The organism is Bacillus sp. MMSF_3328, assembly GCF_030733525.1.
GTDB classification, from domain to species: Bacteria; Bacillota; Bacilli; order Bacillales; family Cytobacillaceae; genus Bacillus_AB; species Bacillus_AB infantis.
On the sequence record NZ_JASHIV010000002.1, the window covers coordinates 13,569 to 33,583 of the forward strand.

Annotated in this window: 23 protein-coding genes; 13 read left to right on the forward strand and 10 right to left on the reverse strand. The window is 44.6% G+C overall.

The annotated features are described in order from the left end of the window. Window positions 1-22 precede the first annotated feature (22 nt). Together RBB45_RS03515 and RBB45_RS03520 are read right to left on the reverse strand one after the other, a co-directional pair. Complete coding sequence (locus RBB45_RS03515; RefSeq protein ID WP_371931548.1) at window positions 23-871, reverse strand: MBL fold metallo-hydrolase; 849 nt, start codon at window positions 869-871, stop codon at window positions 23-25. A 118-nt stretch (window positions 872-989) separates the two neighbouring features. Next, window positions 990-1,277 (reverse strand): hypothetical protein, encoded by a 288-nt coding sequence (locus tag RBB45_RS03520; RefSeq protein ID WP_022543871.1) that lies wholly within the window; start codon window positions 1,275-1,277, stop codon window positions 990-992. Between the two features lie 423 nt (window positions 1,278-1,700). On the opposite strand from RBB45_RS03520, the gene RBB45_RS26245 reads away from it, so the two are divergent. Further along, window positions 1,701-2,069 (forward strand): MerR family transcriptional regulator, encoded by a 369-nt coding sequence (locus RBB45_RS26245; RefSeq protein WP_224950349.1) that lies wholly within the window; start codon window positions 1,701-1,703, stop codon window positions 2,067-2,069. 74 nt (window positions 2,070-2,143) lie between these two features. Further along, window positions 2,144-3,460 (forward strand): hemolysin family protein, encoded by a 1,317-nt coding sequence (locus RBB45_RS03525; protein WP_009793757.1) that lies wholly within the window; start codon window positions 2,144-2,146, stop codon window positions 3,458-3,460. A gap of 32 nt (window positions 3,461-3,492) precedes the next feature. On the opposite strand, the gene RBB45_RS03530 is transcribed toward RBB45_RS03525, so the two are convergent. Next, window positions 3,493-4,071, reverse strand: a complete 579-nt coding sequence (locus RBB45_RS03530; RefSeq protein ID WP_022543873.1) for a YitT family protein — start codon at window positions 4,069-4,071, stop codon at window positions 3,493-3,495. A gap of 131 nt (window positions 4,072-4,202) precedes the next feature. Here RBB45_RS03530 and RBB45_RS03535 point away from each other — a divergent pair, with 131 nt between their 5' ends. From RBB45_RS03535 to RBB45_RS03550, 4 genes are all read left to right on the forward strand, one after another. Continuing rightward, entirely contained in the window at window positions 4,203-5,072 is an 870-nt protein-coding gene (locus tag RBB45_RS03535; protein ID WP_009793755.1) for a dimethylarginine dimethylaminohydrolase family protein, read from the forward strand. A 65-nt stretch (window positions 5,073-5,137) separates the two neighbouring features. Next, the gene (locus RBB45_RS03540; RefSeq protein ID WP_022543874.1) at window positions 5,138-5,305 is read left to right on the forward strand and encodes a hypothetical protein; all 168 of its coding nucleotides are present in this window, start codon (window positions 5,138-5,140) and stop codon (window positions 5,303-5,305) included. A gap of 83 nt (window positions 5,306-5,388) precedes the next feature. Then, a complete protein-coding gene (locus RBB45_RS03545; RefSeq protein ID WP_306009102.1) occupies window positions 5,389-5,592 on the forward strand; it encodes a hypothetical protein in 204 nt (67 codons plus the stop codon). 88 nt (window positions 5,593-5,680) lie between these two features. Further along, the gene (locus tag RBB45_RS03550) at window positions 5,681-6,790 is read left to right on the forward strand and encodes an AI-2E family transporter (RefSeq protein WP_094768986.1); all 1,110 of its coding nucleotides are present in this window, start codon (window positions 5,681-5,683) and stop codon (window positions 6,788-6,790) included. A 63-nt stretch (window positions 6,791-6,853) separates the two neighbouring features. Here the strand turns inward: RBB45_RS03550 and RBB45_RS03555 are convergent, their stop codons facing one another. Further along, window positions 6,854-7,411, reverse strand: a complete 558-nt coding sequence (locus RBB45_RS03555; RefSeq protein ID WP_306009103.1) for a GNAT family N-acetyltransferase — start codon at window positions 7,409-7,411, stop codon at window positions 6,854-6,856. 120 nt (window positions 7,412-7,531) lie between these two features. Between RBB45_RS03555 and RBB45_RS03560 the strand changes: the two genes are divergently transcribed. The 4 genes from RBB45_RS03560 (at window position 7,532) to RBB45_RS03575 (ending at window position 9,991) form a co-directional block, all read left to right on the forward strand. Further along, the gene (locus RBB45_RS03560; RefSeq protein ID WP_306009104.1) at window positions 7,532-7,876 is read left to right on the forward strand and encodes a hypothetical protein; all 345 of its coding nucleotides are present in this window, start codon (window positions 7,532-7,534) and stop codon (window positions 7,874-7,876) included. An 86-nt stretch (window positions 7,877-7,962) separates the two neighbouring features. Continuing rightward, complete coding sequence (locus tag RBB45_RS03565; protein WP_306009105.1) at window positions 7,963-8,442, forward strand: YusW family protein; 480 nt, start codon at window positions 7,963-7,965, stop codon at window positions 8,440-8,442. A gap of 199 nt (window positions 8,443-8,641) precedes the next feature. Next, window positions 8,642-9,757, forward strand: a complete 1,116-nt coding sequence (locus RBB45_RS03570; protein ID WP_148949441.1) for a metallophosphoesterase — start codon at window positions 8,642-8,644, stop codon at window positions 9,755-9,757. Between the two features lie 96 nt (window positions 9,758-9,853). Then, the gene (locus tag RBB45_RS03575; protein WP_009793745.1) at window positions 9,854-9,991 is read left to right on the forward strand and encodes a hypothetical protein; all 138 of its coding nucleotides are present in this window, start codon (window positions 9,854-9,856) and stop codon (window positions 9,989-9,991) included. Window positions 9,992-10,533: 542 nt separating this feature from the next. On the opposite strand, the gene RBB45_RS03580 is transcribed toward RBB45_RS03575, so the two are convergent. From RBB45_RS03580 to RBB45_RS03600, 5 genes are all read right to left on the reverse strand, one after another. Further along, entirely contained in the window at window positions 10,534-11,472 is a 939-nt protein-coding gene (locus RBB45_RS03580) for a ketopantoate reductase family protein (protein ID WP_009793744.1), read from the reverse strand. A 145-nt stretch (window positions 11,473-11,617) separates the two neighbouring features. Next, window positions 11,618-13,063: a carbon starvation CstA family protein gene (locus tag RBB45_RS03585; RefSeq protein WP_009793742.1), complete on the reverse strand. Its 1,446-nt coding sequence runs from the start codon at window positions 13,061-13,063 to the stop codon at window positions 11,618-11,620. Window positions 13,064-13,211: 148 nt separating this feature from the next. Next, window positions 13,212-13,946, reverse strand: a complete 735-nt coding sequence (locus RBB45_RS03590; RefSeq protein ID WP_094768980.1) for a LytR/AlgR family response regulator transcription factor — start codon at window positions 13,944-13,946, stop codon at window positions 13,212-13,214. A 1-nt stretch (window position 13,947) separates the two neighbouring features. Then, on the reverse strand, window positions 13,948-15,684 hold the full coding sequence (locus RBB45_RS03595) for a sensor histidine kinase (RefSeq protein ID WP_101547785.1): 1,737 nt from the start codon (window positions 15,682-15,684) through the stop codon (window positions 13,948-13,950). 329 nt (window positions 15,685-16,013) lie between these two features. Then, entirely contained in the window at window positions 16,014-16,457 is a 444-nt protein-coding gene (locus RBB45_RS03600) for an NUDIX hydrolase (RefSeq protein WP_101547786.1), read from the reverse strand. A 100-nt stretch (window positions 16,458-16,557) separates the two neighbouring features. Here RBB45_RS03600 and RBB45_RS03605 point away from each other — a divergent pair, with 100 nt between their 5' ends. Next, on the forward strand, window positions 16,558-17,154 hold the full coding sequence (locus tag RBB45_RS03605; protein ID WP_094768977.1) for a biotin transporter BioY: 597 nt from the start codon (window positions 16,558-16,560) through the stop codon (window positions 17,152-17,154). A gap of 121 nt (window positions 17,155-17,275) precedes the next feature. Next, window positions 17,276-17,548, forward strand: a complete 273-nt coding sequence (locus RBB45_RS03610; protein ID WP_022543878.1) for a YqhV family protein — start codon at window positions 17,276-17,278, stop codon at window positions 17,546-17,548. Window positions 17,549-17,890: 342 nt separating this feature from the next. On the opposite strand, the gene RBB45_RS03615 is transcribed toward RBB45_RS03610, so the two are convergent. After that, window positions 17,891-19,234 carry a S8 family peptidase gene (locus RBB45_RS03615; RefSeq protein WP_306009106.1) on the reverse strand — a complete coding sequence of 448 codons (1,344 nt, stop codon included), beginning with the start codon at window positions 19,232-19,234 and terminating at the stop codon, window positions 17,891-17,893. Between the two features lie 166 nt (window positions 19,235-19,400). Between RBB45_RS03615 and RBB45_RS03620 the strand changes: the two genes are divergently transcribed. Further along, window positions 19,401-19,976, forward strand: a complete 576-nt coding sequence (locus RBB45_RS03620) for a YkoP family protein (protein WP_094768975.1) — start codon at window positions 19,401-19,403, stop codon at window positions 19,974-19,976. Window positions 19,977-20,015 lie beyond the last annotated feature (39 nt).

The window sequence follows — 20,015 nt, forward strand, 5'->3', positions numbered from 1 at the left end:
AGTTTGGGCCGGACAGGACATTTTATGCATTCCCGTCGACATATTTGCCATGGTCCGGTACAGCCAGATCGCCAAAATGATCGGCAAGCTTCTGCAGACCCTCTGCCAATTCCGGGCCGGACATCGGACGGCCATGCCCTGTTCCAGCGGCCGAAGGGTTCAAAGCAGCCAGCTTGATGACAGATTCTTCTGCGGCTTTCCAGTCGGTAGTTAGGTAACGGGGCGGCCCGTTCACTTCTTCTTCCTGGACAAGAACTTTATAAAGGGAATCCTGCCTCACCGTCACAAAAGCATCCCCTGCAATGAGCAGGCTGTCATCTTCTCTGAACAGGGATACATGGCCAGGAGAATGTCCTGGTGTATGGATCCATTTCCAGCCCGGCAATGGAGGAACAAAACCATTAGAAGGAAGCGGATGGATATATTCACTAATATCAATCCCTTCATGCGGAAAGAGCGGTGACATCTTGGCAATCATCCCGCCCTCGACACTGGCATCAGGCTTAGGATAATCTTTCTCCCCTGTCAGATATGGAAGTTCAAGCTCATGTGCATAAACTGGCACTTTCCAGGTTTTAAGCAGTCCGATTATCCCTCCAATATGATCAAAATGCCCATGGGTCAGGACGATTGCTTTCGGTGCGGCTCCCACGCCATAGAGATCTTCTGCTGCTTCAATAATTTTTTCAGCTGATTTTGGCATGCCTGCATCTATCAGCACCCAGTCACCTGAGCCATCGCTTAGCTCAGCATAAAAGACATTAACAATTTGAATCGGCAGGCAATGGACATCAGGGGTGATATTTTTCATATCTCCGCTTGTTGCAGAAGCAACCGGGAGAAAACGGTTGGATGATGAACTTTCTTTCATGGAATCAGCTCCTCTGCTAGTCTGCCTATCTTTACCCTTCTGAAGCCGAATTAGTCGCTCATACGCACTGTTTCAGGCGAAAAAAAAAGCACCCTGCCAGGATGCTCAGCCAGCCTGATTAATAGGCCTTGCCCGCAGCAATGCGGTATTGCCTGATGAAGTCCTCAGGGCTGATATAAACTTTATAGGGATAAAGGCCATGGTTTGTATGCAAGTATAAAAACCCGAAAGAAGACTGTTCCCGGTAGGAGACATCATAGATATCAGCCAGCCGGAACTCGCGGTCTTCTGCAACGACCCGGTCATCATAAAGGTGGAGGTGATATTCCGTTTCAATCACTTTTTGTACATTCCACTCCACTTTTCTGCTGTATATTCGATAAGGATGCGAACAGCGGTGTGCCAAATCGGTCAGTTTCCCTCCTTTATTAATATAGAGACAGGATTGCCTGGAACCCGGTTATGTATCATGGTAAATGAAGCTGCCCCGCTATTTCAACTAAAATGCGGCCCGGCTCAATGCCGGGCCTTGCCCTGCTAACGCCTGCTCTTGCTTTTTCGGTAGACGAGAAAGGCGACCACAATTGCCGCAATAATAATCAGCGGCAAGAATGAAAGCACAGTCTGCCAAAACGGATGTGTAGAGTCCATAAAATAATTCCTCCCTGTCCTTTTTATAGGTTTTACCCTATCCTGATAAGAAAATTCCATTACCGCCAAAACTTTATGATTGTGATTTTAAATAAATAGGATTATCATTTTCACTATAACTAAAACGTTCTGCTGGGGAGGCGATGAGTTTGGGGCAGAGAAACTGAAAATCGGAGAGATTGCAAAAAGGGCGAATGTAACGAAGCGGACGGTAGATTATTACACACAAATCGGCCTTATTAAAGCAAGACGGTCTGCTTCCAACTACCGCTACTATGATGCAGAAGCTCTTGACACCCTTAAATATATCGAACAGTGCAAAAGGAACAGCTTTTCACTGGAAGAAATAAAGAACAGGCTAAAGGAAAAAGAATCAGATCTTATCGATTATGAAACACTTAAAGTAAAGATATCCGGTTTGGATAAGGAGCTTTCCGAGCTGCTCCAAAATCTGGAGGATAAAGGACTGAAGAAGGAAGCTCTTAAAAAGCACCTTTCTGCTGAAAGCATATCCCTCATGCAGACCATTCTCCTGTTATTGATGTAGCCCTCCTGCCGGAACTTACAGTAGACTTTTTTACTCATCCAGGAGGTGTAAGCCTTACTCTGTAAGGCGATTCGTTGGACATATTTATCAATTTGGTATTAGTTGCACTTTTAATTGCTTTAACCGCTTTTTTTGTGTCAGCAGAATTTGCAATTGTCAAAGTCAGAAGTTCGAGGATTGACCAGCTGATTGAAGAAAATAAACCTGGGGCCCAGGCGGCCAGGCATGTGATTACCCATATGGATGAATATCTTTCTGCCTGCCAGCTGGGTATCACCATCACAGCGCTGGGTCTTGGCTGGCTTGGAGAGCCCACTGTCGAGAAGCTGCTTCATCCCCTTTTTGAAAGTTTGGAGCTTAATCCATCGCTAACCCATCTTTTATCTTTCGGAATTGCCTTTGCTTCCATTACTTTTCTGCATGTAGTGGTCGGCGAATTGGCTCCAAAGACCATGGCCATTCAGCTATCAGAAAGAATTACCCTGTTGTTTGCAAAGCCGCTGATTTTGTTTTATAAGCTGATGTTCCCTTTCATTTGGGCGCTCAATGGTTCAGCCAGGATCCTTACCGGCCTGTTCGGGCTTAAGCCTGCATCAGAAAATGAACTGGCCCATTCAGAAGAAGAGCTCCGGATCATTCTTTCCGAAAGCTATGAGAGCGGAGAAATCAATAAATCAGAGCTGACCTATGTAAATAACATCTTTGAATTTGATAACAGGCTTGCCAAGGAAATCATGGTGCCGCGGACTGAAATCGTCAGCCTTTCAATCGATGACAGCGTGGAGGATATCCTCGGTACCATCCGCGAGGAAAAGTACACACGCTATCCGGTCATAAATGGAGATAAAGACAATATTGAAGGAATCGTCAACATCAAGGACATCCTGACTGCCACTGTAAAAAGGGAAACGCTGACAGGTTCACCCATCACAGCTTTCATGAAGCCTGCCATCAGGGTCATTGAGACAATACCGATTCATGATCTTCTCCTTAAAATGCAAAAGGAGCGCACCCATATGGCCCTGCTGCTGGATGAATATGGAGGGACAGCGGGGCTTGTGACAGTAGAAGATATCATAGAAGAAATTGTCGGTGAAATCCGTGATGAATTTGATGCAGATGAAATCTCCGACATCCGCAAATTGGCTGAGGGGCATTATATCATCAGCGGAAAGGTTCTTATTGAAGATGTCAATGATCTCCTTGGCACAAACCTGCCTGAAGAGGATGTTGACACATTTGGCGGCTGGTTCCTTTCCCAGCGGTATGATGTCGTTCAGGGGGAAGAAATCATCGAGGAAAACTATTCCTTTACAGTCAAAGAACTGGAAGGCCATCATATTGTTTTTATAGAGGTCAGGAAACTGGCTGAAGAAGAAAGCCCTGAGTAAGGGCTTTTTTTTTGACTCCAACACTGCCCTCCTTACTCTTTTGCTGCCCGATAGGTGCATAAGCTTGTGACCAGCCCTACTGTCAGGACCGTGATAAGGGACAGCATGAAAGTATCGCCTGAAACCAGCAGGCCTCCGATTGATATGACAAGGCAATCAATCAATAAAATCACTATTCCCACATTTATTCCTGAAAGGTCTGCGATAAATTGCGCCAGCAGGTCTGTTCCCCCGGTGCTGGTGCCATAGCGGAGCATTAAGCCTATGCCGAGGCCGACCAGCGCCCCGCCGGCTATAGAGCCGATTGCAGGGTCGATATATGGAAGTGACCGGCTGACCGGGTTCATGATATCGATTAAAATGGAAGACAACAGCAAACCGTGCAGGCTGTTGAAAAAATAACCTCTATCCTTGAACCAGGCAAGAGCAAATATCGGAATGCTCATCAGCAGGATGGACAATCCTGCTTCAAATCCCCATAAGTAGTTGCAGATCAAACCCAGCCCGATGACACCGCCGTCGAGAACCTTGTTAGGGATTAGAAAACCGTTTATTCCCAAAGATAGAAGTAGGCATCCAGTAAGGACGATAGCCGTTTTTTTTAAAATCATGATTGAACACTCCTGGCTGATGCATGTCCTCTAGTATATGAAGCCAGTCCCCGGGATAGTATGAGCTTTTTTCATAACTGTCCTGGTTTAGGTGAATAGTAAGGAAAGTAACCTAATCTTAGGAGGATATTATGGTAAAGCAAACGCCAGATATGCCGGCATATGTTGGAAGCGAATATGACCGGCTGAAAAAAGTGGTTCTATGTGAACCGGAGCATATGACAATCAAAGATGTGATCAACGAGACCCAGCGCCATTTTCTGAAAGAAGGCATTGATATTGACAAGGCATTGGAGCAGCACCGCAATTTTGTCAAAACACTAGAGCAATACGGTGTGGAAGTTTCCCTCCTACCGGCCAGGGGCAAATATCCTGAACAGGTATTCACGAGGGATATCGGTTTTACGCTTGGCCAAACGGTGTTTGTGGCCGAAATGGCAAGCAGGATCAGGCAGGGAGAAGAGGATGTGTTCAAGGAATGGCTGGAGAAGGAGAGAATTTCCTATTTCAACCTGATAGGAGAAAAAATTGAAGGCGGAGATATCGTCATAGACCGCGACACTGTTTATGTTGGCTTGAGTGACAGGACAAATGAGAAAGCCGCTGCCCATTTGAAATCACTTCTGCCTGATCATGAGGTAATTACGGTCCCTTTTACAGATAAATTCCTTCATCTGGATTGTGTCTTCAATGTCATATCTGAAGACGAAGCCTTGATTTTCCCAGGAGAAATTGAGCCGAAAGCACTGGAATACATCAAATCCAGGTATCACCTGATAGAAGTAACCAAAGAAGAACAATTTTCCCTGGGCACGAATGTATTATGCATCGGGGACAAAAAGATCTTCAGTCTGACGGTAAATGAAAATGTCAACAGCCAGCTGAAAGAAAGAGGCTTCGAGGTGATCGAAGTGGATATAACGGAAATCATTAAGTCCGGGGGAGCCTTCCGCTGCTGCACCCTTCCTGTGTTGAGAGAAAGTCCCGGAATCAGAGGATAAAAATGATCATCAAGCCTCCCTTCCTTTCATAAGATTTATATATGACTGGTTGGGAGGCATAATCTGTGATAAATCTTTTACCTGCAATCATCCCTATACTATTATTGCTTATGATCATTGAAGAGGGATCCATATTTGGAATTTGCCGCTATATGAATGGACCAGGTAAATTCGAGAAATCATTGGCCGCCGGACTGAAACAGGCAAAGCAGAAGTTTTCAGAAAAAAATTAGCTCCGCGGACCAGGAACCCATTGTTTGAGTGACCTGGATATTATAAAATAAATACATTCCATAAAGACAGGAGTGTAGATTAAATGGCTAAATCCAAAGCGAAGAAGCTGCGCGCTAAAATGGTGCGTGAAGGAAAAAGAAATCCGGAAAGCAAAAGAAGCCCTTATGCATTGATTGCTATGTCTGAGAGAAGGACAAAAACAAAGAAAGATCTTTTATACAATTCCAAACATAAGGGCCAATCTGGGTCTTTTTATTTTGCACTTCGAATGGTGATGTCCGCCTAAAATACATAGCCTGGCAATTATCAGGAAAATTATCCTAACTTCTGTTATACTTTTTACAGGAAGAAAGCGAAAGCGAAAGGTGAATTCTGTGACAAAAAAAAATATCCAATTCTGGTCCCTTCAGATCCTTCTGATTGTGGCCATCATTTACGTATCATCCAAAATCTCCTTTTTATTTGAACCAATCGGAATCTTTGTGTCTACCTTGTTTTTCCCGATTATCATCTCAGGCTTCCTTTATTTTCTGCTTAACCCGGTCGTCAATTTCCTCCAGGCAAGAAAACTGCCGAGGACCCTTGCCATCATAATCATCTACCTGATTATCATCGGGCTTATCGTCCTGGTGATCGGCAGCCTTGTTCCTATCATTTCAAAGCAGGTTACAGCATTATTCAATGATCTGCCGACATATGCACAAAGAACAAGAATCTACATAGAAAATCTTTCAAGCTCGCAGCAGTTCAAATGGGTTATGAACCAGGACTATGTCCCGATTGAAAATCTGGAAAGGTCATTGATGGAGTTTGCCAACACAATCCCTGACAGGGTGACAAATGGAATTTCCAATGTATTCAGCCTTGTCGCCAATATTACAGTCACGATTGTAACGGTTCCCTTCCTGCTCTTTTATATGTTCAAGGATGGCGGAAGATTTCCGGCTGCCATATCCAAATTCCTCCCTCTTTCTTATCGGAGTGAAGGTTTAAAGACACTGAAGGAGACAGGTGAAACCCTGGCAGCATACATACAGGGACAGGTGACCGTAGCTTTATTCGTCGGGACTCTGGCCTTCATCGGCTATATGATCATTGACCTGCCATATGCCCTCGTTCTGGCGCTGATTGTCGCTGTTACGAATATCATTCCTTACGTCGGTCCATTTCTCGGCGGGGCGCCTGCTGTATTGATCGCACTGTTCGATTCCCCGGCCAAGGCCATCCTGGCGATTATCGTCATTGCCGTTGCCCAGCAGGTTGAAGGGAATATCCTATCTCCTCTGATACTCGGCAAAAGACTTGATACACATCCTGCTACCATTATCATTCTGCTGCTTGTGGCAGGAAACCTTGCAGGAATTCTGGGCATGATCCTTGCAATTCCGACGTATGCGGTTGTAAAAACAATTGTCATGAACTTTGTCCGGTTCCTTCGGGCAAAAAGAGAAAGTGTTGTCTCGGGCTCAGATACTGCCCTATAAAAAAGGAAGCAAACTCAGTTGAGTTTGCTTCCTTTTTATGGTGTTCTTACCTATTTTCCTTTTTTACAATTCTATCCCGCTTTTTTTGTCATATTCCATCAGCCAGGCATCTCTCCATTCACCTTCATGGTATTCGTTTTTCGGGAGAAGCTTTCTTTTTTGCATTCCGCAGCTCTCATAACAGGCAATGGCCCTTTCATTCCATGTCTGGGGATCCATGACTACCAGGTCTGCTCCCTTTTCTTTTATTAAATAGCTGATCATTGACTGAACGAGCAGCTTCCCGATTCCTTTTCCCCAACATTTTGACTCCCCGATGAACTGGTCTGTACCATAGACAGAAATACCCGGAAGGTATCCGTATTTCTCCCTTTCTTCTTCTTCCAGCGGATAAAACTGAATATATCCCAGTTCTGTTTCTTCCCATTCAAAAATACAGGCTGCCACATGCCGGTCCCGATTATAGAAATGCTCATCTACCATTTGCAGTGAATGAGGATTGTCTCTGCCTTCGTAATATTCCAGTACTGACGGATCCTGCAGCCAGCGTACAAGGTTTAATTTATCCCTTTCTTCCAGTTCTCTTACTTTCAGGCTGCCATTTTCAAATAATACACTCATTATAAGCCTCCACATTAATATTCACTCTATTATAAGAATTCTATAATCTTCTGTTCTTTCCTGTATGAACTCAGTTTTTTCTGTCAATAGTGGTAGAAAACACAGGAACGGGGTTCATAGATGAAGAAAGGCATTTATTTTATCAATGAAAAACTGGCAGCCGGAGATTATGCGCCTGAAATTGTACAGGAAATCCAAAAGAAGGCAGCGCAAAATTATATGAAATTAAACGGGATATTTCCTGTCAAGCTGAACCGCTGGCAGATTAATGAGCATTATGAAAACCTGCATGCCCTTTATTATGACTTAAAGGAAGGCAGAATGATGCTGGACTGCCTCGTATGTTATAATGAACAATCTGCTTCTGACTTCGCTGCTGCCTATCCAGCCAGATGGCTGCTGCTGAAAAGTTTTTTCCATGAAATATGCTTTTCAGAGGACCGGCTGCTGCCTGCAGCAGAGTAGATCAGAACAGAAAACCTCACATATGCGTTTTTAATATAGCGAAATAGGAAATATACATATTATAAAAACGAAATAGGAGGTCTGTCATGAAAAAATCGAAGTTATTGAAACCAATAGCAGCCGCCCTTCTGATGGTGCCGCTTGCTGCCTGCGGGAATGATGAGAATGAAGTCCAGGATCCGCCCCCTAGCGCACCTAGCCAGGAAGATGATTTGAATACAGATAATAAACAGCCGGTTGAGGATTTCTCCCGCATCAATTTTACAGATTTTGAGCTTGATGCTGAGTATCCGGATATGAAATCGTATGAAGTTGATTACGAATATGATCGAAATAATACGATGGAAGCTGAGATCAAAGATGGTTTAAATGATGAAGAATTAAACGGAGATGAAGCGCTGGACAAGCTGCTGGAAGCATTCAAGCAATTTACTTTTGATGAAGAGTCTTCTGAGGATGAGGTACTGGTACAGGTAATACAAGGCCTTGATCTTAACGAAGACTATGAAAATATTGAAGTTGAAGTAACTTTTACGGATGGTACAGAAAAAACTTATTCAAAATAAACGAAATCTGAAGGGACAGCTGGACTTAGCCCTTCAGATTTTTTACTGTGTTCCTGAATGGGAAATAAAAGGCTCTGCTGCTGAAAACGGTATTTGCGGCCCTCCTTCTATAATCTGAACAGTTATCCTCCGCTTAACTTTCTGGCATGATTCTTTGTGTTTAAGGCACAATAACAGAATCACGGGAAGGCGGTGAGCCATGTTGAAAAAAGAATCCATTTTTATTACCGTGTTTGTTTTATTAACCATGCTCCTCTGTGTTCCTTCAGGCTCAGCTGTATTCAGCGAACACCATCCCAACATGCAGCTCAGGATCATGGAGACGACGGACCTTCACTCTTACATATTGAATTACGAATATAAAAGCGGAAAAAAAGTGAAGAGCTTCGGATTTGTAAAAACCGTTAGCTTAATCAAAAAAGCGCGCCTGGAGAGACATAATACCCTTCTTTTTGACAATGGCGATCTAATCCAGGGAAGTGCTCTGGGAGATTATATTCATGAGCATCCCGGCCTGCCTCACCCTATTATCAGCATTATGAACGAGCTGCAGTATGATGCCGCGGCACCCGGCAATCATGAATTCAATTACGGGCTGGGCTATCTTAATAAAAAGCTGAAAGAGGCAGCCTTTCCTTATGTTAACAGCAATCTCTTTATCCAGGGTACAGAATCATTCCAGGAAGAGCTTCCCTATTTCTCCCCTTATGTGATTCTTCATCGGAACTTTACGGCAGATGATGGCAGAAAATATCCTGTCAAAATTGGTGTGATTGGTTTCATTACACCTGTTGTCCTGAAATGGGATGAAGAACATTTAAAAGGAAAGCTCAGCAATAAATCAATGGTCGAGTCAGCTGAGCATTATATTCCGATTATGAGGGAAAAAGGCGCAGATGTCATAATAGCACTGGCACATGCTGGTCTCGAAGCTGATGAACAGGTTAAGGATAAAAGCAGGAATTCAGTGCTCGGGCTGAGCAAGGTGCCTGGAATTGATGCCATTATGTTCGGCCATACCCACCAGGTCTTTCCGTCTCCTAAACTCAGGGACAGCAGCGGTCTGATCGATTCGGAAGCAGGCACAATCAATGGAATTCCGGCTGTACAGGCAGGTTCCTGGGGAAGCCATTTAGGGATTATAGATTTCAGCCTGGCTCTTGATGAAGGAAAGTGGAAAGTTGTATCAGCAGATTCCGAAGTCCGCCCCGTCTTTCTGCCTGATACACCGGGCCTTTCAGGCGGCATTGAAAACGATCAGAGAGCAGAACAGCTCGCAGAGGAGGTTCATACTAAAACAAAAAAGCATAAATGAGTGAACTGCAGGTAAATTTACTTTACTTCCAATCTCTCCTATTTTATACTAAAATGTATGAAATTAGACCTATTTCGATAGTAGGGGTGACTATTTATGCTGAAAGACAGCGAATATTTGCTTTTTATTAGGGAAATTGGCAGATTGATCACTGACTTTGAAAAATGCAAAGAGCCTGATATCCAGCAGAAAATCCTCCAGGATATAAAACTGCTGGGGTTTGCTCTCCAATAGTATAAGGTTAAAGATCTGCATTAGACTTTAAGACAACTAATGAAATTAGAAATCCCCTTCAGGCAAACAGAAGTTGTGATTGGGGGGAAACCCTCTGCTTCTGTTTTTCAATGAGCAAGTGGGCTTTGGGGGCCCTGACTAAGACCGTCTGATTCACTTTTCTGTAGCTAGATGGTGTTAGTCGCACTGACTAAGACCGTCTGATTCGCTTTTCTGTGGACAAGAGGGTATTAGTCGCTCTGACTAAGACCGTCTGATTCACTTTTCTGTGGCTAGATGGTGTTATTTGCTCTGACTAAGACCGTCTGATTCGCTTTTCTGTGGACAGACGGTTTTAGTCGCTCTGACTAAGACCCTCTGATTTACTTTTCTGTGGCTAGATGGTGTTAGTCGCTCTAACTAAGACCGTCTGATTCGCTTTTCTGCGGCTAGAGGGTATTAGTCGCTCTGACTAAGACCTCTGAATCGCTTTTCTGCAGCCAGAGGGTGTTAGTCGCTCTGACTAACACCCTCTGATTACTTGTCTCCGGACTGTTTTGAGTTTACCCCCTCTCTTTTTGTTCTTCCCTCCTCTTTTCATATACCTGCAGATTCATATAGATGGTATTCAGAACTGGCACTGGTAAACGGTGTTCAGCCGCTGCATCCAGGAGATATTTAAAGAAGTGGGCTGACTCGGTCTGCAAGCCTTTTTCCATGTCTCGCTGCATGGAAGATTTCATATGATATCCGACTGCATTTATTTTCTTAATGATATTTTCTTTTGCATCATCCGGAAGATTCGCTCCCAGGCTTTTCATGACAGGAAGGATTTCCAGAGCAAGCCCCTCTATGATGCTTCTCCCCTCTGCTGTATCCCTTATAGGACCGACTGGCGAACGTGTCAGCGTTGTAAGCCCGGACATCATGCTGATAAAAAGATACTTGCTCCACATTTCACTCACGATCTCACTGCTGTACCGGAAAGAAGCCTTTGTTCCAGCAAGTGCTTCACGTATTCGGGAAATCCGCCCGGTCTCCCTCCCGTCAATTTCGCCAAAAACAACCTCCTGTATATCGCTTTTCTGAACAATTTCTCCTTTTTCATCCAATGTTGATTCTATGAAGCAAAGACCTCCAAGGAGCCTCTCCTTTCCAAAGGCCCTTTCAAGCGTGTCCATATGTGCAATGCCATTCAGCAGCGGAAGGATGCATGTACCTTCTCCAGCAAAAGGCTTAATATTTCCGATGGCTTCCTCAAGGTGATAGGCTTTCACAGAAAGCAAGATCAAATCAAAGTTTTCTTCTGAAGGAAGCCCTGTTCTCAGAAGCTTTGGTTTCAACATCGCATCTCCATGTACGCTGTTGATGACCAGGCCGTTCTGCTGAAGCTGATCGTATTTCTTTTCCCTTACTAGAAAGGTAACATCTTCTCCTTTTTCAAGGAGCCTGCCTCCGAAATACCCTCCTACTGCTCCTGCCCCTGCAATCAATATACGCATATTCTTACCTTCCTTTCTCAGAAAACGGCTGCAAAACTAAATCCTGCATCATTCCGTTTATTTCCAGCATTATTTTTAATTTTAGCACAGCATCTAAGCAGAAGAGCCCGGAAATGCTCATCCAGGCTCTTACGCATAATTGATCTTAAGCAACTCTTCCTGTGATATCTTCTTCGAGTGCGATATTGTTCTTTCTTGCCCTTCCTGCAGCGTTATAGAAAAGAACAGTGATAATAACCGTAGCAATCGCAGCCCCTAAATACGATATATTCATTGAAAGGCCAAATCCGATTTTTGCGTTCAGGATATAAGTGACGGTGGCCATTGTCATGAAGATGCCCGGTATCATGGCAATCCAATAATTTTTTCTGGCAATGAAAAGGTACATGCTTGCTACCCAAAGGGCGATGACAGCAGTAGACTGGTTTGCCCAGGAGAAGTATCTCCAAAGAATCTCAAAGTCAATCTTTGTCAGTGCAAATGATATTACAAACAGCGGCAGGGCGATAACCAGGCGGTTGCCCAGCTTCTGCTGGCCGAAGCGGATATAGTCGGCAATGATCATCCTTGCACTCCGGAAAGCAGTGTCGCCTGATGTGATCGGCAGGACTATCACTCCGAGCACAGCCAGTGTTCCGCCGACAGCACCAAGAGTCAGTTTTGAAGCTTCACTTACTACTGCGGCAGGCCCGCCTGCTGCAAGCAGTTCATTCAAGCCTGCAGAGCCATTGAAAAGGCTCATTGCAGCTGCAGCCCAAATCATGGCAATAACGCCTTCTGCAATCATCATGCCATAGAAAATCTTTCTGCCTTGGTCCTCATTTTCTGTTGTCCTCGAAATGATTGGGGTCTGGGTCGCATGGAATCCGGATAAAGCCCCGCAGGAAATTGTCAGGAACAGAAGCGGGAAGATCGGTGCATTATCAGGATGCATGTTTGTCAGATTGATTTCAGGGATAGGCGCACCGCTGATGATGAGCGAAGCCCCTACTCCAAGCGCACTGATCAAAAGCAATGCTCCAAAGATGGGATAAAAGCGTCCAATGATTTTGTCAATCGGCAATAGTGTCGCCAGTATATAGTAGATAAAGATGGCACCAAGAATCAGGCCCATGCTCATCCACCCGTTCATCAAATTGTGAAGAAGCCCTGCCGGGGAAGTAACAAATACAGTTCCCACAAGAAGCAGCAGCAGAATGGCAAATGCATTCACAACATGCTTCATAAAGCTGCCGAGAAATTTTCCGGCCAGTTCCGGCAAGTGTGCACCCCTGTTGCGGATGGAAATCATACCTGTCAGATAATCATGGACAGCACCGGCGAAAATGCAGCCGAGCACAATCCACAGGAAAGCAACTGGTCCATATAATGCACCCATGATAGGTCCAAAGATCGGACCAACACCTGCTATATTCAGCAGCTGGATGAGAGAGTTTTTTTTCGTATTCATCGGCAGATAATCAACGCCGTCTTTGTGCGTATAAGCTGGAGTCTGCCTCTCCTTTTTAACGCCGAATACTTTTTCTACAAATTTTCCATAAGTGAAATACCCTGCTATAAGTAAAATGATGCCTGCTATAAAAGAATACAATTGAAATGCCTCCTTTTGTAATCGCTTACAGAAAGTATAAGGCACCTGGAGGAAAATGTGGCGGAATTGTGGCCAACATGTCAATAATCTGTCTTAAGATGCTGAAATAGAGAGGTGAAATGCAGGCACAATACTCCTGCCTGCATCACTAAATTTCCAGCCTGCTCCTTAATCCTTTGGCATAATTCCGGCTGACAGATAATATTTCTTCAGACCCCTCCACTTCAAGCTGGTAAGCGCCGTTAAACCATGGAGTCAACCTTGATACATAGGGCAGATGGACGATTGTGCTTTTATGTATGCGGAAAAAAGGAAATTGCTGCAGCCTGCTTTCAAGCTCCTTTAAAGGAGTTTTAACAGAATAGCTTCCGTTTTTCGCAACAATCCTTGAAACTTTATCATCACGAGAAATATATAGGATGGACAATGGGTCTATATAAGAGATATTGCCATCTTCCTCCACTGCCAGTTTCCCCGGGTTCACGGCTGCGGCTGTGCTGTCGCCTTCTTCTGCAAAAATCTTTCTGAGTCTTGATACAGTTTCTTTAACCAGCTCTTCGTCAAAGGGCTTCAGCAGATAATCAACCGCTTCATAGCGGAAAGCTTCTGCCGCAAACTGCGGGTAAGCTGTCGCAAAGATTATTTTTGGCACTTTTTTTAAATCATTCAGCGATCGGGCGGCTTCCATGCCATTCATTTTTGGCATTTCAATATCCAAAAATACAGCATCCGGCTGCAGCTGCAGACACTGGATGACTGCCTGTTCACCAGATTCTGCTTCCCCTATTACCTGAAGGTCTCCATATTCGTTCAGCAGGTGAACAAGCTCCTGCCTGCTGTATGGCTCATCGTCCGCAATCAGTATGCTGATTTTTCTTTCCATGCTATTCTTCTCCTTTGTCCGGCAGCACGAATGAGACTGTCGTCCCTTCATTCAGCCTGCTGTCAAAATTAAGTCCGGCTCTTTCCCCAAAGAGCATCGCCAGCCTCCTGTTTACATTATAAATTCCAAGTCCTGTCCCAGTCAGGGAAGGTACGATGCCCCTTGCCAGCTGGTGAAGGCGTTCTGTTTCGATACCTGCTCCATTGTCAGAAACGGAAACTTTTGTCCCTTCTTTTTTAACAGCAGCAGAAATAATGATCCTGCAGTCAGCTTCCTTATCCTTGATGCCATGCTTGACTGCATTCTCTACTAGCGGCTGGAGTGTCAGCGGCGGAATTTGAGCAGAAAGTGCTTCCTCTTCTATCCGGAATTCAGTTTTAAGCCTGTCAGAAAATCTTGCTTCCTCTATTTCCAAGTAGGCTTGTACATGCTTTAATTCTTCCTTCAATGTTGTACGTTCCAAAGTTGTACCCGTAAGATTCTGCCTCAGGAAATGGGAAAGCGACAAGAGCAGCTTGCGGGCTTTCTTTGGATCAATGCGAATCAGGGAAACAATTACATTCAAAGTATTAAACAAAAAGTGCGGGCTGATTTGTGCCTGCAGTGCCTTGATTTCTGCATCCTTCGCAAGCTGGTATGCTTTCTCTCCCCTTGCAGCATCGAGCTGATTGCTAAGGAGCATGCTCAGACCGGAAATTAATTCAATGACTACATTGGTAATTTCTTTTTCTGACTTAAAATAGAATTTCAAGGTGCCGATGGTCTGTCCCCTTTCCTTCAGCGGAGCAATGGCGGCAGCACCAAGCGGGCATGACGGACTGCTGCAGCTGATATCATTCCTGCCGGCAATGATCAAGGCTCCTTGGCCAAGCACCTTTCTGGTTATATCTGTTTGAATCAGATGTCCTGATTTGTGATGGTCATCAGCCACACCAATATGAGACAGGATGCGTTCATCATCTGTAATCGACACGGCGCTTGCATTGACTTCGTGGTAAAGGATGCGGCATACCTCTTCTGCCGCATCGCTGGTCATCCCTTTTCGCAGATGCTTCAAAGTCTGGCGTGCCAGGCGCAGGGATTTCTGCGCCTGGATGGCTGCAGCTTTTTCCTCTTCATTGACCACGCTTTTGATGATCAGCAGGAAAATGGCACAGCCGACTCCATTGGCGAGAATCATGGGCAGACCGATGGTTTCGACCAAAGCTGAAGCTTTGCTATAAGGCCTTGAGAGAAGAAGGATGATAAGCATCTGCACACTTTCGGCCAGGGCTCCGATAAAAAACGCTGTCGACAGCTTCACATGCCTGTTTCTCTTATGCAGGATGCTTGCAATGATCCCAGCAAAGATTGAAGCCAAGCCGCAGGAAAAAGCTGTAAAGCCGCCCAATGTAAAACGGTGGACTCCTGCCACCAATCCGGCGCCAATCCCTACCCTGTACCCTCCGAATAGTCCGGCAAGAACCACGCCGATCACCCTGGAGTTTGCAATGGCTTCATCTGAAGATAGCTCTGACGCCCAGCGGCTGAACTGCAGGGTATCCGTGTCAAAACTGACACCGGTATAGGTGCCGAATATACCGAAGAATCCAAAAAAAAGAACAGCGACCCACCGCTGTTTTGCCGTCAATGATTCCTGGTATATCATTTCGCGGAAAAAACGGAATCTGGTCAAAATGAAGGCAATGGTAACAATCAGGCCAAGCCTCTCGAGCATTGTCAGCAGCAGCTCGAACATACGGACACCTTCTTCCTACCAGTTAATTGCCCCTATTTTACTATAATTTCTGAAGCTTTACTATTATCCAGAAAAAGAGAACATAAAAAAGCACCTGCCGGAAAGGCAGGTGCTTCACTATTCAGGCTAATATTAAAAGCGCAACCATGACAACAGATGGGAGGCCGTAGTAAAGAGCATTTTTGATTAAGATCTCATTAGTATCCTGGTTCTCCCACCCTTTGTATTCTGGACGCCTGCGGGTATACCACTCGCCATATGTCTGCATGATTATCACCCTTTCTTTTATTAGTTCTATACCCGTGCAGGCAGAAAAGTACACATTTGGATTACAAGAAACGGATTAGATAATTTTCAAGCCCGGCTGGAAAAAGTACTTCCCTCTCATCAATAAAAGAAATAACTGGTATCCATTTTGCTTCCGACTTTCTCCCATTTTCGTTCACTGGAATGGACTCTTTTTCGTATAGTGACTCATTCACAAGCTCGGCCTCATAAAGCTGTGTCAATTCATGTCTCGTGATTCCATTAATAGAGTAAATGTTTTCTATGCAGGCAATATAATTCACTATATTGATCTCTGCTCCTATCTCTTCCATGAACTCTCTTTTCAAAGCATCTATCGAGGTTTCCCCAAGTTCTATTGTTCCTCCGAGCGGGCGGTAAAAGACTCCCTCACCCTTTGAATGCTTCCCGCTGAGCTTTTCCGCCAGGATGCGGCCGTCCTTATAAATAATGCCCAATGTATTTGCTCTTGGCCTGTCCACCATCATTCGAACTCCTTTAGTAAACTAAATATAATTTCAGTTGACATATAGTCGTTTTCCATCTTATTCTTATTTTAGTATAAAACAATTCTGGGAGGCATAATTCATGAAAAAGAAATTGACGCCGCTACATCTTTCATTGGCCGGTATGTTTACTGCCCTGATGGCAATTGGAGCAAATATCACATCATTCGTCCCATTCATGGTTATCGGAGGGGTCCCTATTACCCTGCAAACATTCATCGCGATCCTCTCTGGCGCCATCCTTGGCAGCAGGCTGTCAGCCATCGCCATGACTGTATATGCCTTGGTTGGCATCGCTGGTGTCCCTGTGTTTGCAAAATTCGGCTCCGGCTTTGCGACTGTCATCAGCCCGACATTCGGCTTCATCCTTACATATATTCTTGCAGCTTATGCAACAGGGAAGATAATTGAAAAAAATTCAAGCAAAGCATCTTATATCACAGCTGCGCTTACGGGACTGGCCATCAATTATATATTAGGGACAAACTATATGTATCTAGCCTATAAACTATGGTTTGCAGCACCGGAAGGCTTCACTTATGCGATGGCATGGATCTGGATGCTGGTTCCGCTGCCTAAGGATATCATACTTTCCGTACTGGCCGGCCTTCTTGCACTAAGACTGAATCGGAATGCGCTTTCTGGCAGCCGTTTGAATAAACTGAAACAGTCAGCATGATGCCATAAAGATTCTGTCATGATGGGCAGAATCTTTTTACTTTCAGCAGGTGCTGGAATTGTTTGTCCTTCCCGGCAGTCCGGCTGCATATACTATAGCAAACTGCTTTTGGGAGGTACTTATGTTTCAGCTTTTGGAAAAAACCATAATCATGATGGCTTCACTGAGGATTTTTTCGGGAAGCCTTGAAATTTTGGCTGCATTTCTGATCATCAAATACAATGATATTGAAAAAGCACTCGTATTGAACAGCTCTCTCGCCCTCGTTGGCCCGCTAATCCTGATTGCAACAACCACTATAGGGCTCATTGGCCTTGCCGATAAGGTTTCATTTACCAAGATGCTCTGGGTATTTGCCGGTGTCGGCTGCATATTGTATGGAGTGAAGAGCTGAGCGCAGCTTATATATGGATTGTAGGCTTATTAAAAGCTTAATTAATTAATTATCATTTTTCCAATCCCTTAGCTTTCAGCTGGAGTGGTGCCGTTGATTTCCGTGCACTTCGCTTTCTGCGGGGAGGCGCTGCTTTACCGAAGGACTCTGCGTGCCTTTCACTCCAATCAGCAGGGGTTTAATAATTTTTTGGGTTTTTGAAGAGGCCCTATAGGATCTGCAAAGACTAAAAGCTATTTTATTTTAAGCAACGGCTTCACCTCTGGAGAAAAAGTATATCCAATTAATGTTATCCAACATGGAAAAGGACCTGCCCGCTCATTACCGCGGCCGGTCCTTTTGTTATTTTTCAGCAGCTGCAAGTGCAGCATTGATATCAATCAGGCCATTGCCGAAGTAAGCATCCCTGCCTTCTTCCCCAATATCCCTCGCTGTACCTTTTATAATATTCATGACCTCTCTATTGGACAGATCAGGATTGACTGAAAGAATGAGCCCTGCAAGTCCTGCGACATGCGGGCTTGCCATGGATGTGCCTGAAAGGGCTGCATACTGATTTTTAAAATAGGTGCTTGGAATATACACACCTGGTGCAGTCACATCAATATAATAACCATAATTAGAAAAATCAGCTTTTTCACCCGTATAGCTTACAGCCGACACACTGAGCACTTCCGGAAAGGCAGCCGGAAATGATGGCTGTTCAGAGTTGTCATTCCCTGCAGCTGAAATGAGGACTGCTCCTTTGTCATAAGCATACCGGATCGCTTCCTCCAGGAAAGCAGACGGCTGGTAGTTGCCAAGGCTCAGATTGATCACATCTGCTCCGTGATCCGCTGCCCAGATAATGCCCTTGGCGATATCGAATGTATAACCGTAGCCCTTGCTGCCCATTGCCTTAACCGGCATGATCCGATTATTCCAGGTTATGCCTGCAATACCTTCCCCATTGTTAGTTTCAGAAGCTATAATGCCTGCAACGTGAGTTCCATGGCCATTGTCGTCGTCAAAATCGCTGCTGTTCTGCATAACATTATAGCCCTTCATCAATCGTCTCCTGAGATCAGGATGATCTATATCCACCCCTGTATCGACAACGGCAATAATGATATCTTCGTCACCCTTTGAGATATCCCAGGCTTTCTCAATATCGATGGCAGGCAGGTTCCATTGGTACTTTTCTCTATAAAGCAGGTCATTCGGAAGCTGAGTTTCATTTTGCATCAGGATGAAGTTAGGCTCTGCATAGGCGACATCAGTCCGTTCCCTGAAAAACTGCAGAAGGTCTGCGGTTGTCATACTGTCAGACTGAAAAACAAATATGGAATCCATGTGCCGGAAGAATTCTGCATCAAGTCCGGCTGCCAGACTGTCAAGCTCATCATCATCAGGAGGAGCGGAAAATTTAACAGTAGCTTCATGCTCTTTATAGTGGCTTTTCTCCTTCAGGTTATGATGGATGATCTTCACATCGTCATCCCCGTTCAGGATTGTTTTAATTCTTTCGCCCTGTTCTATTGCATTGATTCTCAGCAGGCGGCTTGAGCTTTGTTCTAAAGATTGTGTACGACCGGAGAGCTCCCCTTCATCTTTCCTTTCCTGGTTGTTGCCCGGCAGCTGGAATAACATCATAACAGCCGCAAACAACGCTGCAGCACTGATGAGGGCTGTGATTATTCTTTTCATTAAAGTGCACCTCGGGTTGTCAGTTTTCTCTTAGCGTGCTCATGAATGCTGCTAATCATGATGGTAAACATTCACATCGGACACAGCCTTAAGTTTGAATACAGGGAGTATACAAAAGCATCTTTTATAAAAAGCTAACAAAAAATCAACATCAAAGGAGACTGGAATGATCATTCGTATCTGGCTGATTTACTTATGGGATTTCCTTGATCCTGTCTATTATTGCTGTACAAGGTTGTTTCATTTAAAGCTGGAGGAAAAGTACAGCGTATTCCGGGTCAGAAAGACGAAATATCGAGGTCCCGATATCATCCTCTCAGACGGCTCCTCCCTCAAAAAAAATGATATTGTCATCAAAATCCATCTTCATAATTCGAGGCTTCTAAAGCAGCTTGTCCACATTAAAAGCCCGGTATCCAGAGGCAGAGCTTTAATCAGAATTGTCGGCGAATCCATGCCCTGTCTGGCTCTGCATCTTGAAAAGCATCCTGACAGCGACTTAATCAAGGGTGTCATAGGCATCACCATGATTAACAAAGGCTACCAGATTCTTGGCTTTGAACGTCATCCTTTGACACACAGGGGGTATATTCTCCTTAAGCAGCTGATGCAGGCACCGATTTATTTTTTGTCCCAGCCTAAAGCTAAATGGAAGGACTTAAAGGATGCAGCTCCTGCGTATCTCGTCATGACAAAGCAGCAGCTCGCAGCAAAATATCGTCAGTCCCTTGTACAGCAATAATAGCTGACTATTTTAGATCCTGCATTTACAGCTTTCTGC